The following is a 21,205-nucleotide window of genomic DNA, read 5'->3' on the forward strand; positions in this document are numbered from 1 at the left end:
CGTCAGGCTCCGGGGGTCAGGATCCGGTCCAGGGCGGCCACGTCGTCCGCGGTGAGACGCCATTGCCCGGCGGCGGCGTTGGCCCGTACCTGGTCCGGGGTCGTGGCGCCGGCGATCACGCTGGTCACCGCCGGCTGCGCGGCGAGGCCGGCGATCGCCACGTCGAGCAGGCTGTGCCCGCGCTCCTTGCCGTACGCGGTCAGCGCCTCGATGGTGTCCCAGTCCGCCCCGTCCAGCCAGCGCTGATACCGCTCCTGGGACAGCCGGGTGCCCTCGGCCGGCGGCGTGCCGCGCTGGTATTTGCCGCTCAGCAGGCCGCTGTCCAGCGGGAAGAACGGCAGCAGGCCCAGCCCGAACTGCTCACACGCCGGCACGACCTCGTCCTCGACCTCGCGGTGCAACAGGCTGTACTGATTTTGCGCACTGATGAACGGGGTGAGGCCGGTGGTCCGGGCCGTCCAGTCCGCGTCGGCGATCTGCCAGCCCGCGAAGTTGGAGTTGCCCAGGTAGCGGACCTTGCCGCTGCGGACCAGGTCGTCCAGCGCCGACAGGGTCTCCTCGATCGGGGTGGCCTCGTCCGGGGTGTGGATCTGGTACAGGTCGATGTGGTCGGTGCCGAGCCGGCGCAGTGAGGCCTCGACCGCCCGGATGATGTACGACCGGGAGCCGCGGGCGCCGTGGTCCGCGCCGTTGAGGCCTTCCATGTCCATGCCGAACTTGGTCGCCAGCACGACCTCGTCGCGCCGGCCCTTCAAGGCCGCGCCCAGGCACTCCTCGGAGCTGCCGTGCGGGGTCCCGTAGATGTCGGCGGTGTCGAACAGCGTGATCCCCGCGTCGAGCGCCGCGTCGACGACCGCCCGGGTGCCGTCGACGTCGAGCTTGCGGCCGAAGTTGTTGCAGCCGATGCCGACGACCGAGACGACCAGGCCTGAGGTGCCGAGGCGGCGGTAGGTCATGTCACTCATGATCCCGAGCCTATGCCGACGAGGTTGCCGAAATAATCTGGCAATACATCAGCTGGTGTCTATTGACACACAGTGTTAACCATTTGATGCTGTGAGAGCGCTCTCAGGAGCCGTCCCCCATCCCCTGCGCCGTCCGTCTCCCGAGGAGTCATCGTGCGTATCCGATCAAAACTTCTGCACGCGCTGGCCGCGCTCACCGTCACCGTGCCGCTCGCGGCCGTGGCGGCGGCCGCGCCGGCCCAAGCGGTCGGCCCGGCTCTGCTGCCGGTCACCGTCACCAACAACTCCGGCCGTGGCGAGGCCGTCTACCTGTACGTGATCGGCATCAACCTGAGCACGAACCGCCTCGGCTACGTCAACCAGGGCGGCGCCTTCACCCCGTGGCCGGCCGGCTCGCTCCCGCCCTCGCCCGCCCCCGACGTGGCGATCGGCGGCCCCGGCAACGGCGGCGCCACGACGATCAACTTCCCGCGCGGCTTCTCCGGTCGGGTCTACTTCTCGCTGGGGGAGAAGCTCAAGTTCTTCCTCACCCCGGACGGCCTGGTGCAGCCCGCGCCGTGGGCCAGTGGCGACGCCAACTACAACATCCTGTTCGACTGGAGCGAGTTCACCTACAACGACGCCGGCCTGTGGCTCAACAGCTCGCAGGTCGACATGTTCGCAGTGCCGCACGCGGTGACGGTGACCGGATCCTCCGGCGCGACGAAGAAGACCGGCGAGCTGCTCAACAACGGTCGTAACAACGTCATCAACGGCATCAAGGCGCAGGCCGGCTGGGCGAACACGGTCTACACCCGTTCGGACGGGACCGTGCTGCGGGCGCTGGCGCCGGGCAAGGCCGCCGGAGCCGGGCTGATGAGCGCGAACTACCTGGACTCGTACATCACGTCGGCCTGGAACGCGTACACCAGCAAGACGCTGACTGTGGTGCCATTCGGTGACCAGCCGAACACCAAGTACTTCGGCCGGACCTCCGGCAACGTCATGAACTTCACGAACAGCGCGGGCCAGCAGGTGGCGTCGTTCAACAAGCCCTCGTCGGCCAGCGTCTGGGGCTGCGACGGTGACCTGCCCGCACCGAACGACCTGGTGAAGGGGCCGATCTCACGCACGCTCTGCGCGGCGCTGAACCGCGGCACCCTGGGCACCATCGACACCCAGCCGAGCACCAACGCGGCGCAGTTCTACCAGAACAACCCGACCAACCAGTACGCCAAGATCATTCACCAGAACATGGCGGATGGTAAGGCGTACGCGTTCGCCTTCGACGACGTCGGCGCCTTCGAGTCGCTGGTGCACGACGGCGACCCGCGTGCGGCCGGGCTGATCCTGACCCCGTTCGGTGCGGGCGGCCCGACCACGCCGCCGCCGGCGGGCGGAGGACAGGCTCTGATCAGCGACTGGAACGGCAAGTGCATCGACGTGCCGAGCGCCAACTTCGTCGACAGCGCGCCGCTGCAGACGTGGACCTGCAACGGATCGAACGCCCAGAAGTGGACGTCGGCGGGCGGCGCCCTGCAGGCGCAGAACAACAAGTGCATGGACGTGGCCGGCGGCGGAACGGCGAACGGCACGCCGGTGCAGCTCTACACCTGCAACGGTACGGCGGCCCAGCAGTTCGTCCTGTCGGGCGCGGGCGACCTGGTGAACCCGCAGGCGAACCGTTGCGTGGACATCAAGGACTGGAACGGCGCGGACGGCGGCCGGCTCCAGCTCTGGGACTGCGGCGGCTCGGCGAACCAGAAGTGGCACAAGGGCTGACGGTGCGGTGATGGGCGGGCCTGCGCGGCATACGCAGGCCCGTCTGCCGTCACGTCGCGGTATCCGGCCATCAGAAAACTATGTGGACGGTGGGTCGGTGAGGTCGCGGTAGGCCGGGCGGAGGATGTCGACCAGCGGGATGTGGCGGACCCGGATCTGCGGAGCATCCAGCACCCGCAGCAACAGCTCCGGCGGCACCGTCACCCGGCCCGGGCGCTCGCGCAGCCGGCTCAGCGAGATGGCCGGGGTGTAGAAGTCGGTCAGGCGCGTCTGCAGCTCGACCTCCTCCACCGCGAGCGGGTCGATGGTCTCGACCGGTTCGGGCAGGCCACGCAGGGCGGTCAGCAATGCGTCCCGGCCGCGTCCCCGCCACGCCAGCACCAGGAACGGGTCGTCGTCGAACGCCTCGGCCAGCACGTAGAGCACCGCGGACACGTGCTTGCACGGCGTGCCCCAGTCCGGGCACGAACAGTTCATCTCCAGTGTGGACGGGAACAGCGGCAGCTCCAGCTCGTCGAACAGGTCCACCAGCTCGTGCGGGATCTCGCCGGCGAGCAGCGCCGCGCGATACAGAGCCTGTGATCCCAGTGCGGCGAGCACCCGGGTCCACTGTGCTTCGTCGTACGCCGGGATGGCGATCGTCACCTCGTACGGCTGCGGGCGTGATCCCTGCACCCGTCCCGCGACCCGGCCGGGGGTGAGCTCGAAGTCGATGACCTGGCCCTTGCGGGCGTACGCACGTCCGCGCGCCAGGCGCCCCGGGTCGCAGGTGCGTTCCAGGATGTCGACGAAGCGGCGGGACCACCACTGCTCGCCGATCTTGCCGCGCTTGGCTCGCACGGCGAGGCCGCCGTCCACCCGGATCGGCCCGGTGTTGTCGAACCAGCGTCCCTGCGGATCCACGGGCATGGTCAGCTCACCGCCACCGGGTCGAGGGCGAACAGCTCGCGCAGCTGGTCGGTGTTGAGGTCGGTCACCCAGTCCTCGCCCGTACCGACCACTGAGGACGCCAGGGCCTTCTTGCGCTCGATCATCGCGTCGATCTTCTCCTCGAGCGTGCCGGTGCAGATGAACTTGCGCACCTGCACGTTGCGCGACTGTCCGATGCGGAACGCGCGGTCGGTGGCCTGGTCCTCGACTGCCGGGTTCCACCAGCGGTCCACGTGGATGACCTGGTTGGCGGCCGTCAGGTTCAGGCCCGTGCCGGCCGCCTTGAGCGAGAGGAGGAACAGCATCGGCTCGGTGTCGTGCTGGAAACGCTCGACCAGCTCGTCCCGCCGCGCCTTGGACAGTCCACCGTGGAGCCACAGCACCGGCCGGTCGACATGCGCGGCCAGGTACGGCTGGAGCATCGTCCCGAACTCCGAATACTGCGTGAAGATCAGGGCCTTGTCGCCGTCCTCGATGATCTCCTCGGTCAGCTCCTCCAGCCGGGCCAGCTTGCCGGAGCGGCCGGGCAGCCGGGAGCCGTCCTTGAGCAGGTGGGCGGGGTGGTTGCAGACCTGCTTGAGCTTGGTCATCGCGGCGATCACGTTGCCCCGCCGCTGGATGCCCTCGCTGTTGTCGATGACGGCCATCATGTCCTCGACCACGGCCTGGTAGAGCGTCGCCTGCTCGGCCGTGAGGGTGCACCAGACCTTCATCTCGTTCTTCTCCGGCAGGTCGGAGATGATCGACTTGTCGGTCTTGAGGCGGCGCAGCACGAACGGTCCGGTGGCGCGCTTGAGTGCGGCGGTGGCATCGGCGTCCCCGCGCACTTCGATCGGCTCCTGGAAGCGGCGGCGGAATCGCTTCGCCGGCCCCAGCAGGCCGGGATTGCAGAACTCCATGATGGACCAGAGCTCGGCGAGGTGGTTCTCCACCGGCGTACCGGTCAGGGCGAGCCTGGTCCGGGCCGGGATGGACCGCACTGCCTGAGCTTGCCGGGTGCCGCTGTTCTTGATCGCCTGGGCCTCGTCGCAGGCAATCCGTCCCCATTGGACCTCGCGGAGTGCGCCGAGATCCCGCAGGGCGGTGCCGTAGGTGGTGATGACGAGATCGGCTGTGGCGACCACGGATCGGAAGTCGTCGTCGCGCTTGCGGGCTCCGCCGTGATGGACGTGCACCCGCAGCGAGGGGGCGAACCTGGCGGCTTCCTTCTGCCAGTTGCTGACCAGTGACATAGGACAGACGAGCAGAGTCGGCGCGACCGGCACGTCCGGATCCACGCGCTCGGCGAGCAGCAGCGACAGCGTTTGCGCCGTCTTGCCGAGGCCCATGTCGTCCGCGAGGATGCCGCCGAGGCCGAGCCGGGCCAGGAAGTGCAGCCAAGACAACCCCCGCTCCTGGTACGGCCGCAGCGTCCCCTGGAACCCGGGTGGTGTCGGCACCGGCGTGAGCCGCTCGGCCGCCTGCCCGGAGATCAGGTCACCGAGCGCGCCGTCCGCGTCCACCTCGACCAGCGGCAGATCCTCCTCGCCGCCGTCGACCACCTGCTGGAGCACCTCGCCGGCGGTCAGCTCGCCCTCGCGGCGCTTGCCGACGGCTTTCAGAGCTGCCTTGAGCTGGCGATCGTCCAGCTCGACCCACTGCCCCCGGACCCGGACCAGCGGCACCTTGAGCCGGGCCAGCTCGGCCAGCTCCTCGGCGCTGACCGTGCCGTCGCCGATCACCAGGTCGATGCGGAAGTCGACCAGCTGCTCGAGGCCGAACCCGGAGTCGGCGGCGGCCTTGCCGGACGGCGTCTTGCTGCGGGTGCGGGTGGTCAGCTTGAGCCCGACCGCCTTGCGTCCGGCCCAGGCCGGGAGCTGCACGCCGAAGCCGGCCGCTTGGAGCAGGGGAGCGGCCTGCCGGAGGAAGTCGTGCGCCTCGCCAGTGTTCAGGGCCATGGCCGCCGGCCGGGCGTCCAGCAGCGCCTCGTGCAGCGCGGGGAACAGCCGGACCGCGCGGCCGAGCCCGGCGAGCAGCGTCTCGTCGGGATTGGCCGGCAGGCCGGGCATGCGCGTGCCGTTCCAGAGGTCGTCGGCGGGCAGGTAGAGACTCGGATCGTCGGCCGACTGGAGGGCGAAGTCGAGCGCCCAGTCGTCGGTGCCCGGCGCGGGCTCGGTCAGCCGGAAGCTCACCCGGATCGGCCCGTTGGCGTCGTGCGCCGACCGCAACCAGCCGACCAGCGGCTTGGACAGCTCGGCGACGTCGGCCGGCCTGGCCCCCGGCAGGGAGGGATCGGCGCCGGTCAGCGAGAAGAGCCACCGCTCCGCGAGCGCGGTCCTGGGGCCGGGCCGCAGCCCCAGCAGCATCCGCTCCGGCATCAGGGAACGGGCGGCGGCATCCACCAGGACCTCGAGCGCGTCCCGCAACGTGCGGCCGACACTGCCGGTGGCACTGCTGTCGGCGTCGTCGGACGAGCCGCCCACCGCGGCCGAGCGGCACACCGGGGGCATGGCCGCGGCGAAGTCGCGATAGCCGGCCGCGTCGGCGCCGGTGAGCACCGGCCGCCAGCGACCGGCCGGCGTGCCCGACTCCACCACCAGCTGCGGCAGCATCCGCCCGCGGCGGGCCATGTCGCAGGCGTGCCCGGCCAGCACGCACAGATAGCGCAGGGACGCCGCGGCGATCCAGGGCCCGTCCGGGTCGGGCTCGGCCAGCGCTCCCAAAGCGGTCAGCGCCAGCTCGCCCGGCAGCACCAGCGCCGGTGTCTCCCAGGCCCCGAGCCGCAGACCCCGGCCGGGCGCCTCGCTGCCGGCCTCCGGCGACGGCAGCGGGCCCTTGGCCGTGCCGGGCAGCTGCAGGACCAGCTCCGTCTCGGCGGCCTTGGCCAGCGCGTCACGGACGTCGTCCGACGAGCCGGTCAGCGCCGCGGCGAGGGCTCCGGCCGGCACCGCGAACGGATGCGGGCGGCGGCGAGCCCGGGAAGAGGTGGTCAGCGGAAGAGCGGGATCCTCGGCCCAGAGCGCGAGCCTCCCGGGCGCCGACTCACCGGCGATCCACACGCCATGCACGACGAGCACTGCGACTCCGATTCCGATCGACCTGTCGAGGTTAACGACTGAGCCCGCCCCTGGCTCAGGTGCGCCCCGGCGAGGCGAAGCCCGAACGGCAGGCGAGAGACTTGCACTGGACCGCTAGCTCATTAGTTGGACGCCGTATAAGATACGCCGTACAAGAAAGGAGTGCCACCCCGTGGCCGAGGCGCGACGCACCATCGACCTGCTCTGGTTCGACGAGCCGGCGAGCCGGCGAGGGCGCAAGAAGGGCCTGACCGTGGCCCAGGTCGTCGACGCCGCCATCACGCTCGCCGACGACGAGGGGCTCGACGCGGTGAGCATGCGGCGGGTGGCCCAGGAGCTGGGCGTCGTGCCGATGACGCTGTACACGTATGTGCCGGACAAGGCCGCCTTGCTCGACCTGATGCTCGACGCCGTCTACCTGCGGATGTCGCGGGAAGGCAGCGTGGACGCGTCCTGGCGGGAGCGGCTGGCGGCGGTGGCGGAGGACAACAGGCTGCTGTTCGCGCAGCACCCGTGGGCGGCGGGCATCTCGCAGAGCCGGCCGCCGCTGGGCCCCGGCCTGATGGCGAAATACGAGCACGAGCTGCGCGCCTTCGACGGCACCGGCCTAGACGACGTGGAGACCGACTCCGCCCTGACGTTCCTGCTCGGTTTCGTCCGGGCCGCCGCCCGGGCCGCCGCGGACGCGCAGACCGCGGCCGAGCGCAGCGCGCGCAGTGATCAGGAGTGGTGGGCCGAGAACGGTCCGCTGCTGGCGAAGGTCTTCGATCCGGCCGCCTACCCGACGGCCGTGCGGGTCGGCGCCGCGGCGGGCGCCGAGCTGGGTGCCGCCTTCGACCCCGGCCACGCGTACGCGTTCGGCCTCGAACGGGTCCTGGACGGCCTCGGTGTGCTGATCGAGCGCCGCAGCAGCGCGGCACGTCAGTGACCGACGCCGCTGACGACTGCCGGATCCGGGACGTAGGCTTCGGGACGTGACGGCGAACCCGGAGATCGACAGCATCCTGCAGCGTGGGGCCGACGGTGGGCGGATCACGCCCGAGGAGGCGCTGCTGCTCTACACCGAAGCGCCCTTCCACGCCCTCGGCGAGGCGGCCGACGCGGTCCGGCGCCGGCGCTACCCGGACGGGATCGTCACCTACCTGATCGATCGCAACATCAACTACACCAATGTCTGCGTCACGGCCTGCAAGTTCTGCGCCTTCTACCGGGCGCCGAAGCACGCCGAGGGCTGGTCGCACCCGATGGAGGAGATCCTGCACCGGTGCGGCGAGGCGGTCGAGCTCGGCGCGACCCAGGTCATGCTCCAGGGCGGCCACCACCCGGACTACGGCGTGGAGTATTACGAGAATCTCTTCTCCTCGGTCAAGCAGGCCTATCCGCAGCTGGCCATCCACTCGATCGGCCCCAGCGAGATCCTGCACATGGCCAAGGTCTCCGGCGTCTCCATCGAGGAGGCGGTGCTGCGGATCAAGGCCGCCGGTCTCGACTCCATCGCGGGGGCCGGCGCCGAGATGCTGCCCGACCGGCCGCGCAAGGCGATCGCGCCGCTCAAGGAGTCCGGCGCGCGCTGGCTCGAGGTCATGGCGGTCGCGCACCGCAACGGCCTCAGCTCCACGGCCACGATGATGATGGGCACCGGCGAGACCAACGCCGAGCGCATCGACCACATCCGGATGATCCGCGACGTGCAGGACCTCGCCGTGGCGAACGGCTACGTGGACTCGGCGGTCGAGGCCGAGGGCAGCGTGGGCGGCTTCCGCGCGTTCATCCCGTGGACGTACCAGGCGGAGAACAACCATCTCAAGGGCCGCACCCAGGCCACCGCGATGGAATACCTGCGCTTCATCGCGGTCTCCCGGCTCTTCTTCGACAACATCGCCCACCTGCAGGCGTCCTGGCTGACCACCGGCAAGGACGTCGGCCAGCTCTCGCTGCACCTGGGCGTCGACGACCTCGGCTCGATCATGCTGGAGGAGAACGTGATCTCCTCGGCGGGCGCCCGGCACCGGTCGAACCTGCACGAGCTGATCTGGATGATCCGCACGGCGGGCCGGATCCCGGCGCAGCGCGACACCCTCTATAGGCACCTCGCGGTGCACGCGACCGAGGCCGACGACCCGACGGACGAGCGCGTGGTCTCGCACTTCTCGTCGATCGCGATGCCCGGCGGCGGCGCGGGCCGCACCGAGCTGCCGCTCGTCGAGGCCCGATAGCGTTTCGAGACCCGGTGGCCCCCGCGCTGAGGGGTGTCGATGGGCCGGATGACCGGGGGCACCGGCCGATCGGCCAGGTGCGCCTCGGCGAAGCGGTGAGGGGCTGATTGCTCCTCGGTAACGAGCCGCGTGTGTCTCTGGTCCGGCGCGTTGGTGCTGGTTACGTTGCCTGCGTAACACCGCAACACTGAAGCGTCGCCACGACTCATGACCGTCGGCGGCGGGGTCGGACCCGACCGATGGCGGTCGTATATATAACGCAAGAGGCACGGGCGGGATGGGTCACCATCCCGCCCGTTCTGTGTGTCCGGCTGGCAGAGTAGGTAGGCGTGACACGCGCAGACTTGGACAAGCAGCCGCACGAGGTCGCCGAGATGTTCGACGGTGTGGCCGAGCGGTACGACCTCACCAACACGGTGCTCTCCTTCGGTCAGGACCGCGGCTGGCGCCGGGCCACCCGGGCCGCCCTGGGGCTGCGGCCGGGGGAGCGGGTCCTCGACGTCGGCGCGGGCACCGGGGTGTCGACCGAGGAGCTGGGCCGCTCTGGGGCGTACGCGGTGGGTGCCGATCTCTCCACCGGGATGCTGCGGGCCGGTCGGGCCGCCGGCCGGGCTGTGCCGCTGGTCGCCGGGGACGCGCTCAAGCTGCCGTTCCCCGACGGGACGTTCGACGCGGTGACGATCTCCTTCGCCCTGCGCAACGTCGTCGACACCGGCGCGGCGCTGCGGGAGCTGGGGCGGGTCACCCGGCCGGGCGGGCGCCTGGTGGTGTGCGAGTTCAGCCACCCGACCAACGCGGCGTTCCGCACCGTCTACTTGTCGTACCTGATGCGCAGCCTGCCCACTGTGGCCCGCGGCGTGTCGAGCAACCCGGAGGCGTACGTCTATCTGGCCGAGTCGATCCGCGCCTGGCCGGACCAGTCCGGGCTGGCCGCCCGCATCGCGGGCGCGGGCCCGTGGGCGCGGGTCGGGTGGCGCAACCTCACCGGTGGGGTCGTTGCCCTGCACCGGGCCACGAAGATCTGAAAAATGAGCGTTTGCCCGGTTCTCGCCGGTCCGGGGTGTTTGACTCGGGGGCATGACGACAATCGACTGCCTGGTCGACGACTCGGACATCGACGTCCCGATCGACGACCGTGACGAGGGCGAGCGCCGGGCCCTGGAGCTGGCGCATCGTATCCGGTTGGTGGCCGTGCGGGACCCGGAACAGGCGCAGCGGTTGGTGGATGAGCTGATCGTCGCGCTCGACGCCGCGATGGGCGGTACGTTTTCCGAGCACCTGGACGGAGTCGCCCGCGAGGTCCTGCAGCGGGCTCTCACGAGAAGCCGGAACAGTTCCGAAACAGTTAGGGTTCCCTAACCCCTATCCGCTTCGATGGCCGTCTTAGACTCCGACTGGGCTGGCTTGTGAACTGTTTCACGAGCCCGCGCTTGACGGAGGTGAGCCGTGAACGACCTCGCTGTCGCAGGGGGAACCGTCGCCGACGAGGCCGACGTGATCGTGGTCGGGGCTGGGCCGGGCGGCTCCGCCGCGGCGTACCACATGGCGCGCCACGGCCTGCGCGTCCTGCTGCTGGAGAAGACCGAGTTCCCGCGCGAGAAGGTCTGCGGTGACGGCCTGACTCCACGCGCGACCCGCCAGCTGATCCGGATGGGTGTGGACACCTCCGAGAAGGCCGGCTGGCTGCACAACCGCGGCCTGCGGGTGATCGGTGGCGGCGTCCGCCTCGAGCTCGACTGGCCGGAGCTCGCGAGCTTCCCCAACTACGGTCTCGTGCGCACCCGCCTCGACTTCGACGACATGCTGGCCAGGCGCGCGGTGGAAGCCGGCGCCCTGCTGCGCACCGGGGTGAACGTCACCGGCCCGGTGCTCGACGCCGACGGCCGCGCCATCGGTGTGGAGGCCAAGGCCGGCCCCGGTAAGGAACCCGTCCAGTATCTCGCCCCGCTGGTGATCGCGGCGGACGGCGTGTCCGGCAAGTTCCCGCTTGCGATGGGGCTGGCCAAGCGCGACGACCGCCCGCTCGGTGTCGCCGTCCGGCGCTACTACCAGTCCCCGGTACGCGCCGACGACGACTACCTGGAGTCCTGGCTGGAGCTGCGCAGCGCCCAGGACCGCGACCGGCTGCTGCCCGGCTACGGCTGGATCTTCGGAATGGGCGACGGCCGGGTCAATGTGGGCCTGGGCATCCTCAACTCCTCCAGCGCCTTCGGCAAGACGAACTACCGCGCCATGCTCACCGACTGGCTGAACACCACGCCCGAGGAGTGGGGCATGCGCGGCGAGGCCAACGCCGACGGCCCGGTCCTGGGGGCCGCGCTGCCGATGGGCTTCAACCGGGTGCCGCACTACACGCGCGGCGTCATGCTGGTCGGCGACTCCGGTGGCATGGTCAACCCCATGAACGGCGAGGGCATCGCGTACGCGATGGAGTCCGGCGAGCTGGCCGCGGAGGTGGCCGTCCAGGCCCTCGCGCGCCCGGCCGGCGCCGACCGCGAGCGCGCCCTGCAGGCGTACCCGTCGGAGTTGAAGATCCGGTTCGGGGGGTACTACCGCCTGGGCGGGGTCTTCGTGAAGCTCATCGGCAACCCGCAGATCATGCGGATCGCCACCAAGCACGGCATGCCGCACCCGACCCTGATGCGGTTCGTGCTCAAGCTGCTGGCGAACCTGACGGACCCCCGGGACGGCGACGCCATGGACCGGATCATCAACGGCCTGACGAAGGTTGCACCGGCGGTATGAGAGACAAGAGGACCCCGGTCGACAAGACGCCAAAGCGGATTAATAGTGTGAAGCGGCTAACAGTCGAGCAGGAGACGGTATGACGCTCAATCCCTACGTACCGATCGTCGGGCTGCTGATCCTCGGTATGCTCTTCGCCCTGTTCTCGGTGTCGATCGCGCCGATCGTGGGCCCGAAGCGCTACAACCGGGCCAAGCTGGAGGCGTACGAGTGCGGCATCGAGCCGGCTCCGCAGCCCATCGGTGGCGGTCGCTTCCCGGTCAAGTTCTACTTGACCGCGATGCTGTTCATCGTCTTCGACATCGAGACCATTTTCCTCTACCCGTGGGCGGTGTCCTTCGAGGCGCTCGGCCTGTTCGGCTTCGTCGAGATGGTCCTCTTCATCGTCACTGTCTTCATCGCCTACACGTACGTGTGGCGACGCGGCGGATTGAACTGGGACTGATTGACATGGGAATCGAAGAGAAGCTGCCCAGCGGCATTCTGCTGACCTCGGTGGAGAAGCTCTCCAACTGGGCCCGCAAGTCGTCGTTCTGGGGCGCCACCTTCGGCCTCGCCTGCTGCGCCATCGAGATGATGGCCGCCGGCGGACCGCACTACGACCTCGGCCGCTGGGGCATGGAGGTCTTCCGGGCCTCGCCGCGACAGGCCGACCTGATGATCGTGGCCGGCCGGGTGAGCCAGAAGATGGCCCCCGTCGTGCGCCAGATCTACGACCAGATGCCCGAGCCGCGCTCGGTCATCTCGATGGGCGTGTGCGCCTCGTCCGGCGGCATGTTCAACAACTACGCGATCGTGCAGGGCGTGGACCACATCGTCCCGGTCGACATCTACCTGCCCGGCTGCCCGCCGCGGCCGGAGATGCTGATCGACGCGATCCTCAAGATGCGCGAGAAGGTCATGGCCGCCCCGCTCGGCCCGAACGGCCGCAAGATGCTCGAGGCGCGCCGGGCCGAGGGCAAGCTGCCGATCGTCGCCCCGGGCGCGATGCCCTCGTCGTACCGGGTGGACAAGGTCCGCCGGGCGGAGTGGACGCAGGCCGTCAAGGAAGGCCGCGAGGAGCAGTTGCGCATCGAGAACTGGATGAAGCTGCAGCCGCACCTTCGGGAGGGTGGCAAGTGACCAACGAGTCCGACGGCGGCGTACCCGCCACTCAGCCGGTCGGCGCCGACCTCGACGCTCCGGCCCAGACGCCGCCGAGCCCCGACCGGGGCATGTTCGGCGTCAAGGGCACCGGCGACGTGTCCGGCTTCGGTGGCCTGGCCCGCCGGCGACCGACCACGGCCGACACCCCGCGCCCGTTCGGCGGCTACTTCGACGAGATCCACGACGCGCTGGAGGAGGCCTACCCGGGCTTCGCCGACGCGATCGAGAAGGTCGTCGTCGACCGGGGCGAGCTGACCCTGCACATCAAGGCGGAGCGGATCGCCGAGGTCTGCCAGATCATGCGCGACGACGAGTCGCTGCGCTTCGAGCTGTGCTCCTCGGTGGACGCGGTCGACTACCTGGGCAGCGACAACCGCCGCTTCCACGTCTCCTACCAGCTCACCTCCATGACGTACCGCCGCCGGGTCCGCCTGGAGGCGGCCGTGGCGGACGGCGTCAGCCTGCCGAGCGTGACCAGCGTGTATCCCACTGCCGACTGGCAGGAGCGCGAGATCTACGACATGTTCGGCGTCGTGTTCGACGGCCACCCCAACCTCACCCGGATCCTGATGCCGGATGACTGGGAAGGCCACCCGCAGCGCAAGGACTATCCGCTCGGCGGCGTGCCCGTCGAGTACAAGGGCGCCGAAATTCCGCCGCCGGACCAGCGGAGGGTCTACCAATGACAAGCCAGACGACCAGCGGAGCCGGGTACGCCACCGAGCGCGAGACCACCGAGGGCCGGGTCTTCAACGTCACCGGTGGCGACTGGGACACCATCACCGGTGGCATCGATCCGCTCAGCAACGAGAAGATCGTCGTCAACATGGGCCCGCAGCACCCGTCGACGCACGGTGTGCTGCGGCTGGTGCTGGAGCTCGAGGGCGAGACCGTCACCCAGGTCCGCCCGGTCGTCGGTTACCTGCACACCGGCATCGAGAAGAACCTCGAGTACCGCAACTGGACCCAGGGCACGACCTTCGTGACCCGGATGGACTACCTGGCGCCGCTGTTCAACGAGACCGGCTACTGCCTCGCGGTCGAGAAGCTGCTCGGCATCACCGACGACATCACCGAGCGGGCGAACACCATCCGGGTGCTCTTCATGGAGCTCAACCGGATCTCGTCGCACCTGGTGTGGATCGCCACCACGGGCATGGAGCTCGGCGCGATCTCGATGATGCTGTACGGCTTCCGCGAGCGTGAGTACATCCTCGACATCTTCGAGGAGACCTCCGGCCTGCGGATGAACCACGCGTACATCCGCCCGGGCGGGGTCGCGCAGGACGTGCCGGACTCGGCGATCCGCAAGATCCGGGACCTGCTCGTCTACCTGCCCAAGAAGCTCAAGGAATACGAGGCCATGCTCTCCGGCCAGGTCATCTGGCAGGAGCGCACCCAGGGCGTCGCCGTCCTCGACGTGACCGGCTGCCTGTCGCTGGGCATCACCGGCCCGGTGCTGCGCTCGGCCGGCCTGGCCTGGGACCTGCGCAAGACCATGCCGTACTGCGGTTACGAGAACTACGAGTTCGACGTGCCGACGGCGACCACCGCCGACGTCTGGGGCCGCTACCTGGTCCGGATGGCGGAGATCCGGGAGTCGCTGAAGATCGTCGAGCAGGCGCTGGACCGGCTCAAGCCCGGCCCGGTGATGATCGCGGACAAGAAGATCGCCTGGCCGGCCCAGCTGGCCGTGGGCGTCGACGGCATGGGCAACTCGCTCGAGCACGTCGCCAAGATCATGGGTCAGTCGATGGAGTCGCTGATCCACCACTTCAAGCTCGTGACCGAGGGCTTCCGGGTGCCGCCCGGCCAGGTCTACGTCGGCATCGAGCACCCGCGCGGTGAGCTGGGTGTGCACGCCGTCTCCGACGGTGGCACCCACCCGTACCGGGTGCACTACCGCGACCCGAGCTTCGTGAATCTCCAGGCCATCCCCGCGATGGCCGAGGGTGCACTGCTGGCCGATGTCATCGCCGGCGGCGCCTCCCTGGACCCCGTGATGGGTGGGTGTGACCGCTAAATGTCAGATGTGACTGTGGACTTCTCCCCGGCCGCAGCGCCGCTGGCCGAGAAGCTCCTGGAGCCGGCGCGCGAGATCCTCGCGCGCTACCCGGCGGGTCGTGAGCGTTCGGCGCTGCTCCCGCTGCTGCACCTGGTGCAGACCGAGGAGGGCTTCGTCAGCCCCAACGGCGTCGCGTTCTGCGCCGAGATCCTGGGCATCAACAAGGCCCAGGTCGGCGCGGTGGCGACCTTCTACACCATGTACAAGCGCAAGCCGACCGGCGAATATCTGGTCAGCGTCTGCACCAACACGCTGTGCAACGTGCTCGGCGGCCAGGAGGTCTACGACGGTCTCGTCGAGCACCTCGGCGTCGGGCACGACCAGACCACACCCGACGGCAAGATCACGCTGGAGCACGCCGAGTGCCTCGCGGCGTGCGACTACGCGCCGGTCGTGACGGTCAACTACGACTTCGCGGTGGACAACAGCACCCCGCAGGCGGCGGTCGAGCTGGTCGAGCAGCTGCGCAAGGGGGAGCGGCCGGTGCCGTCCCGCGGCGCGCGGATCTGCTCGCTCAAGGAGATGCAGTTCCAGCTGGCCGGTTTCGCCGACGAGCGCGAGGGTGCGGTCGCCGACGGTCCGGCCGGGGCGCCCACCCTGCGCGGTGTGACCCTGGCCCAGGAGCACGGCGTCGCGGTGGCGAACTTCAACATCGACACCCCGATCACCACCACCAAGCCGGCCCGCGACGAGTCGGCCAAGGCCGTCAAGGACCCGGGCCCGGTCTCCGCGCGGCGCACCGAGGAGAAGCACGGCGGCCTCATCGCCAACGTGGCCTCCAAGGTCAAGGCCGCGGCGGCCACGGTCGTCGACAAGGTCGAGCACCGCAAGGCCGGTGCCCCGGTCAAGGCCGGCGACGACAAGGACCCGGAGACCCGGGCCGCCGAAGCGCGCAACCCCACCGCTGACACCCCGGCCCCGGCCGCGACCAGCGCCGGGCTGCCGAACCAGACCCCGGCTCCGAGCAACCCGGCCGAGGCGGCCGGCGCGGCGAAGAACCAGGTCGCCGGCGACGGCAAGCCCGCCGGCGACACCGAGCGCGGCGAGAGCATCGTCAGCGAGGGCACCGCCGCCCAGAAGCAGCCGACCACCGCGAACGACAACCCCGGCTGGCAGAACACTCCGCGCGGCAACGAGGAGAAGAAGTGACTCAGCCCCGGCGTGAGGTTCTTCAGAAGCTCACCCCCGTCCTCACCAAGCGCTGGCTCTCGCCGGACGCCTGGCAGATCGACACGTACGAGCGGCTCGACGGTTACGCCGCCGTCCGCAAGGCGCTGGACGTCCACCCCGACGACCTGATCCAGCTCATCAAGGACTCCGGCCTGCGCGGCCGCGGCGGGGCCGGCTTCCCGACCGGTCTCAAGTGGGGCTTCATCCCGCAGGGCGACGGCAAGCCGCACTACCTCGTCATCAACGCCGACGAGGGCGAGCCCGGCACCTGCAAGGACCTGCCGCTGATGACGTACGACCCGCACTCGCTCGTGGAGGGTGCGATCATCGCGGCCTACGCGATCCGGGCCAGCCGGGCGTTCATCTACATCCGCGGCGAGGCCGTGCACGCCACCCGGCGGCTGCGCAACGCGGTCCAGGAGGCGTACGCCAAGGGCTACCTCGGCGAGAACATCCTCGGCTCCGGGTTCGACCTCGACCTCGTCGTGCACAGCGGCGCGGGGGCGTACATCTGCGGCGAGGAGACGGCGCTGCTGGACTCGCTCGAGGGCTTCCGCGGCCAGCCCCGGCTACGCCCGCCGTTCCCCGCGGTCGCCGGCCTGTACGCGAGCCCGACGGTGGTCAACAACGTCGGCACCATCGCTTCGGTGCCGTACATCGTGCTGGGCGGCGCGGACTGGTGGAAGAGCATGGGCACGGAGAAGTCGTCCGGCCCGATGATCTACTCGCTCTCCGGCCGGATCGCCAACCCGGGCCAGTACGAGTGCGGCCTCGGCATCACCCTGCGCGAGCTGATCGAGCTGGCCGGCGGCATGAAGCCGGGTCACAACCTGAAGTTCTGGACGCCCGGCGGCTCCTCGACGCCGCTGCTGACGGCCGACCACATCGACACCCCGATGGACTTCGAGGGAGTGGCCGCGGCGGGCTCGATCCTGGGCACCACGGCGATGCAGATCTTCTCCGACCAGGACTGCCCGGTGTACGCGACCTGGCGCTGGCTCGAGTTCTACCACCACGAGTCCTGCGGCAAGTGCACCCCGTGCCGCGAGGGCAACTACTGGATGGTCCGCACGTACCGCCGGATCCTCTCCGGCCAGGGCACGGTCCAGGACCTCGACACCCTGCAGGACACCGCGGACAACATCTTCGGCCGTTCGTTCTGCGGTCTCGGCGACGGCGCCGCGACGCCGGTCATGTCGACGCTGAAGTTCTTCCGCCAGGACTACCTGGACTACATCGAGGGCCGGACCGCTCCGCGGCTGTCCGAGAAGGCCCTGGTAGGAGCGCACTGATGACCGATGTCGCCAAGAAGACCGACGAGGTCACGCTGACCATCGACGGCGTGGAGGTGACCGCCGCCAAGGGCGAGCTGGTCATCCGGGTCGCCGAGCGGATGGGCATCGCGATCCCGCGGTTCTGCGACCACCCGCTGCTGGCCCCGGCCGGCGCCTGCCGCCAGTGTCTGGTCGAGGTGGAGGGCCAGCGCAAGCCGGTCGCCTCCTGCACCCAGACGGTGGCCGAGGGCATGGTGGTCAAGACCCAGCTCACCTCCCCGGTCGCCGCCAAGGCCCAGGGCGGCGTGATGGAGCTGCTGCTCGCCAACCACCCGCTCGACTGCCCGACCTGCGACAAGGGCGGCGAGTGCCCGCTGCAGAACCAGGCGATGTCGAACGGCCGCGTCGACTCGCGCTTCCACGAGCACAAGCGCGAGTACGAGAAGCCGATCCACATCTCCAGCCAGGTGCTGCTGGACCGGGAGCGCTGCATCCTGTGCCAGCGCTGCACCCGCTTCTCCGAGGAGATCGCCGGCGACAAGTTCATCGACCTGATGGACCGCTCGTCCGGTGAGCAGATCAACGTCTACCGCGACGACTTCTTCGGCGGCGAGGGCACCGGCGACGGCCAGGTCGGCGAGGGCGAGGGCGACGTCGCCTTCAACTCCTACTTCTCCGGCAACACCATCCAGATCTGCCCGGTCGGCGCGCTGACCGGCGAGCAGTACAGGTTCCGGGCCCGCCCGTTCGACCTGGTCTCCTCGCCGACCGCCTGCGAGCACTGCGCCGCCGGCTGCTCGATGCGGGCCGACCACCGCCGGGGCAAGGTGCTGCGGCGCCTGGCCGGCGACGACCCGGCGGTCAACGAGGAGTGGAACTGCGACAAGGGCCGGTGGGGCTTCCGCTACACCACCGGCTACGACCGCATCACCACCCCGATGCTGCGCGACGCCAAGACCGGCCAGCTGCGTGAGGCGTCCTGGAGCGAGGCCCTGCTGGCCGCCGCCGAGGGGCTGCAGGCTGCGAAGGGTCGCGGCGTCGGCGTGCTGACCGGTGGCCGCCTCACGGTCGAGGACGCGTACGCGTACGCGAAGTTCGCCCGGGTCGCCCTCGGCACCAACGACATCGACTTCCGGGCCCGCCCGCTGTCCGGCGAGGAGGCCCACTTCCTGGCCTCCTCCGTCGCGGGCGTCACGGACGTCACCTACGAGGACGTCGAGAACGCGCCCGCCGCGGTCATCGTCGGCCTCGAGCCCGAGGAGGAGTGCCCGATCCTCTTCCTGCGCCTGCGCAAGGGCCACGGGAAGAACAAGCTCAAGGTCACGGCCGTGGCGCCGTACCTCAGCCGGGGTTTTGAAAAGCTCGGCGCGACGCTCGTCGCGGCCGTGCCCGGTGACGAGGCCCGGCTGCTCGGCACCGACGCGGCCGTGAGCGCCGCACTCGCCGTGCCCGGCGCTCTGCTGATCGTCGGCGAGCGGCTCGCGAGCGTGCCCGGTGGTCTCTCGGCCGCCGCCGCGCTGGCCGCCCGCACCGGCGCCCGGCTCGCCTGGGTGCCGCGGCGCGCGGGCGACCGGGGCGCGGTGGACGCGGGCTGCCTGCCCAACCTGCTGCCCGGCGGCCGTCCGGTCACCGACGTGGGTGCGCGGGCCGAGCTCGCTGCGGCCTGGGACGTCGAGGCCGGCGCGCTGCCCGGCACGGTCGGCCGCGACACGGACGCGATCGTCGCGGCCGCCGCGGACGGCACTCTGGGCGCCCTGCTGGTCGCCGGCGTGGACCCGGCCGACCTGGCCGACCCGCGGCTGGCCGACCAGGCCCTCGACGCGGTGCCGTTCCTGGTCAGCCTGGAGCTGCGGCAGAGCGCGGTCACCCGCCGCGCCGACGTCGTGCTGCCGATCGCCCCGGCCGCCGAGAAGCCCGGCACCTTCATGGACTGGGAGGGCCGGCTGCGGACCTTCGACGCCGTGCTGAACACCACCGCGATGACCGACGGCCGGGTGCTGGAAGCCATCGCGGCGCTGATGGAAGTCACGCTGGGCACCGGTGATGTCGCCGCCATCCGCCGTGAGCTGGGCAGCATGCCCGCGAGCCGCGCCGACCGCCCGGCAGTGCCGGCCGTCGCCGCTGCCGCGCTGCCGCAGGTCGGGGACCAGGAGGCGGTGCTGGCGTCCTGGCACCACCTGATCGACCTCGGCTCGATGCTCGACGGCGACGAGGTGCTGGCCGGCACGGCCCGTACCCCGGTGGTCCGGCTGGGCAAGGGTCTGGCCGAGGCGCTCGGGGTGGCCGACGGTGACGCGGTCACGGTCGGCACGGACCGCGGCGCGATCACTCTGCCTGCGGCGATCACGGACCTGCCTGCGCAGGTGGTGTGGCTGCCCACGAACTCGCCGGGCTCGACGCTGCGTCGCAGCCTCGGCGTCACCTCGGGTGCGGTGGTCCGGCTGAGCGCCGGCCGGCCGGGTCCGATCCTCGCTCAGGGGGCTATCGCATGAATTCGCTGATTGTTGCGAAGGCTCAGGACCCGACGCTGGCGACGTTCGAGAACGACGTCTGGTGGATCGTCCTGATCAAGCTGCTGGGTGTCTTCGTCATCCTGCTGCTGCTGACGCTGTTCACGATCAACTACGAGCGCAAGGTCGTGGCCCGGATGGCGGTCCGGCCGGGCCCCAACCAGGTCGGGCCCAAGGGCTGGCTGCAGAGCCTCACGGACGGCGTCAAGCTGCCGTTCAAGGAGGAGATCATCCCGAAGACCGCCGACAAGGTGGTGTACTTCATCGCCCCGGTGATCTCGGCGACGGTGGCGTTCACCGCGTTCTCGGTGATCCCCTTCGGGCCGGTCGTCTCGATGTTCGGCCACAAGACGGCGCTGCAGCTCACCGACGTACCGATCTCGGTGCTGGTGCTGCTGGCCTGCTCGTCGATGGCCGTCTACGGCGTGGTGCTGGCCGGCTGGGCGTCCGGTTCGACGTATCCGCTGCTCGGCGGTCTGCGGTCGGCGGCGCAGATGATCTCGTACGAGGTCGCGATGGGCCTGAGCATCGTGGCGGTCTTCATGACCGCGGGCACCATGAGCACCTCGCAGATCGTCGCCGCCCAGGCGGGTAACAACCCCACCACGGCGTTCGACATCTTCGGCTGGAACCCGACCGCGCCGAGCTGGTACGCGGTCCTGCTGCTGCCCAGCTTCGTCATCTACTGCATCGCGGCGGTCGGCGAGACCAACCGGGCCCCGTTCGACCTGCCCGAGGCGGAGTCCGAGCTGGTCGGCGGCTTCCACACCGAGTACTCGTCGTTCAAGTTCGCGCTGTTCTTCCTGGCCGAGTACATCAACATGATCACCGTCTCGGCGTTCGCCACCACGCTGTTCCTCGGCGGCTGGCGCGCCCCGTGGCCGATCAGCTGGTGGGAGGGCGCCAACTCCGGCTGGTTCCCGCTGATCTGGTGGCTCGGCAAGGTGCTGCTGCTGCTCTTCGGCTTCATCTGGCTGCGGGCCACCCTGCCCCGGATGCGCTACGACCAGTTCATGCGCTTCGGCTGGAAGGTCCTGATCCCGGTCAACCTGGTCTGGATCCTGTTCCTGGCCGGCGTCCGGGTCACCAACGACCGGATCGACGGCGGCGCCCGCTGGCTCGTCTACCTGGCCGCGGCGGTGGTGGTGCTCGGCATCGCGCTGCTCTGGCCGGCCAGCAAGAAGCCTCGCGAGTTCTCCATCGAGGAACAGCTGGCCGCCCGGCCCCCGGGCAGCTTCCCGGTCCCGCCGATGGACCTCCAGGTGCCACCCAGCCCACGGGCCCGCCGGGCGGTCGCCGAACGGCAGCCGGCCACGGTCGGCGGCACCACGCCCGCCCCGGACGACACGTCAGACAAGGAGGTGTGA

17 protein-coding genes are annotated in these 21,205 nt (G+C 70.2%); 14 read left to right on the forward strand and 3 right to left on the reverse strand.

Going from position 1 to position 21,205, the window contains the following annotated elements:
* Positions 1 to 2: 2 nt before the first annotated feature.
* Entirely contained in the window at positions 3 to 965 is a 963-nt protein-coding gene (locus ACQP2Y_RS01635) for an aldo/keto reductase (RefSeq protein ID WP_433723905.1), read from the reverse strand.
* A 153-nt stretch (positions 966 to 1,118) separates the two neighbouring features.
* Between ACQP2Y_RS01635 and ACQP2Y_RS01640 the strand changes: the two genes are divergently transcribed.
* Positions 1,119 to 2,726: a beta-1,3-glucanase family protein gene (locus ACQP2Y_RS01640; RefSeq protein WP_433723907.1), complete on the forward strand. Its 1,608-nt coding sequence runs from the start codon at positions 1,119 to 1,121 to the stop codon at positions 2,724 to 2,726.
* 78 nt (positions 2,727 to 2,804) lie between these two features.
* On the opposite strand, the gene ACQP2Y_RS01645 is transcribed toward ACQP2Y_RS01640, so the two are convergent.
* Both ACQP2Y_RS01645 and ACQP2Y_RS01650 read right to left on the reverse strand, forming a co-directional pair.
* Positions 2,805 to 3,635 (reverse strand): SWIM zinc finger family protein, encoded by an 831-nt coding sequence (locus ACQP2Y_RS01645; protein WP_433723909.1) that lies wholly within the window; start codon positions 3,633 to 3,635, stop codon positions 2,805 to 2,807.
* 2 nt (positions 3,636 to 3,637) lie between these two features.
* A complete protein-coding gene (locus ACQP2Y_RS01650; protein WP_433723911.1) occupies positions 3,638 to 6,712 on the reverse strand; it encodes an SNF2-related protein in 3,075 nt (1,024 codons plus the stop codon).
* 172 nt (positions 6,713 to 6,884) lie between these two features.
* Between ACQP2Y_RS01650 and ACQP2Y_RS01655 the strand changes: the two genes are divergently transcribed.
* From ACQP2Y_RS01655 to nuoH, 13 genes are all read left to right on the forward strand, one after another.
* Positions 6,885 to 7,640: a TetR/AcrR family transcriptional regulator gene (locus ACQP2Y_RS01655; RefSeq protein ID WP_433723913.1), complete on the forward strand. Its 756-nt coding sequence runs from the start codon at positions 6,885 to 6,887 to the stop codon at positions 7,638 to 7,640.
* 46 nt (positions 7,641 to 7,686) lie between these two features.
* The gene (gene mqnC, locus ACQP2Y_RS01660; protein ID WP_433723915.1) at positions 7,687 to 8,928 is read left to right on the forward strand and encodes a cyclic dehypoxanthinyl futalosine synthase; all 1,242 of its coding nucleotides are present in this window, start codon (positions 7,687 to 7,689) and stop codon (positions 8,926 to 8,928) included.
* Between the two features lie 374 nt (positions 8,929 to 9,302).
* Entirely contained in the window at positions 9,303 to 9,953 is a 651-nt protein-coding gene (locus tag ACQP2Y_RS01665) for a demethylmenaquinone methyltransferase (RefSeq protein WP_433731684.1), read from the forward strand.
* A 52-nt stretch (positions 9,954 to 10,005) separates the two neighbouring features.
* The gene (locus tag ACQP2Y_RS01670; RefSeq protein ID WP_433723917.1) at positions 10,006 to 10,287 is read left to right on the forward strand and encodes a hypothetical protein; all 282 of its coding nucleotides are present in this window, start codon (positions 10,006 to 10,008) and stop codon (positions 10,285 to 10,287) included.
* 87 nt (positions 10,288 to 10,374) lie between these two features.
* On the forward strand, positions 10,375 to 11,673 hold the full coding sequence (locus ACQP2Y_RS01675; protein ID WP_433723919.1) for a geranylgeranyl reductase family protein: 1,299 nt from the start codon (positions 10,375 to 10,377) through the stop codon (positions 11,671 to 11,673).
* A gap of 79 nt (positions 11,674 to 11,752) precedes the next feature.
* Positions 11,753 to 12,118: an NADH-quinone oxidoreductase subunit A gene (locus ACQP2Y_RS01680; protein WP_433723921.1), complete on the forward strand. Its 366-nt coding sequence runs from the start codon at positions 11,753 to 11,755 to the stop codon at positions 12,116 to 12,118.
* A gap of 5 nt (positions 12,119 to 12,123) precedes the next feature.
* Positions 12,124 to 12,795 carry a NuoB/complex I 20 kDa subunit family protein gene (locus ACQP2Y_RS01685; protein ID WP_360817463.1) on the forward strand — a complete coding sequence of 224 codons (672 nt, stop codon included), beginning with the start codon at positions 12,124 to 12,126 and terminating at the stop codon, positions 12,793 to 12,795.
* Entirely contained in the window at positions 12,792 to 13,505 is a 714-nt protein-coding gene (locus ACQP2Y_RS01690; RefSeq protein WP_433723924.1) for an NADH-quinone oxidoreductase subunit C, read from the forward strand. Before ACQP2Y_RS01685 ends, ACQP2Y_RS01690 begins: the two co-directional genes overlap by 4 nt.
* A complete protein-coding gene (locus tag ACQP2Y_RS01695; protein ID WP_360817457.1) occupies positions 13,502 to 14,842 on the forward strand; it encodes an NADH-quinone oxidoreductase subunit D in 1,341 nt (446 codons plus the stop codon). Before ACQP2Y_RS01690 ends, ACQP2Y_RS01695 begins: the two co-directional genes overlap by 4 nt.
* Positions 14,843 to 16,033 (forward strand): NADH-quinone oxidoreductase subunit NuoE, encoded by a 1,191-nt coding sequence (nuoE, locus tag ACQP2Y_RS01700; protein WP_433723926.1) that lies wholly within the window; start codon positions 14,843 to 14,845, stop codon positions 16,031 to 16,033.
* On the forward strand, positions 16,030 to 17,346 hold the full coding sequence (gene nuoF / locus ACQP2Y_RS01705) for an NADH-quinone oxidoreductase subunit NuoF (protein WP_360817451.1): 1,317 nt from the start codon (positions 16,030 to 16,032) through the stop codon (positions 17,344 to 17,346). The genes nuoE and nuoF overlap by 4 nt, the downstream gene beginning before the upstream one ends.
* Positions 17,346 to 19,820, forward strand: a complete 2,475-nt coding sequence (locus tag ACQP2Y_RS01710) for an NADH-quinone oxidoreductase subunit G (protein WP_433723929.1) — start codon at positions 17,346 to 17,348, stop codon at positions 19,818 to 19,820. The genes nuoF and ACQP2Y_RS01710 overlap by 1 nt, the downstream gene beginning before the upstream one ends.
* Positions 19,817 to 21,205 (forward strand): NADH-quinone oxidoreductase subunit NuoH, encoded by a 1,389-nt coding sequence (gene nuoH / locus ACQP2Y_RS01715; RefSeq protein ID WP_433723931.1) that lies wholly within the window; start codon positions 19,817 to 19,819, stop codon positions 21,203 to 21,205. The genes ACQP2Y_RS01710 and nuoH overlap by 4 nt, the downstream gene beginning before the upstream one ends.

The sequence above is a fragment of the Actinoplanes sp. CA-051413 genome, assembly GCF_050955795.1.
Lineage (GTDB): Bacteria > Actinomycetota > Actinomycetes > Mycobacteriales > Micromonosporaceae > Actinoplanes.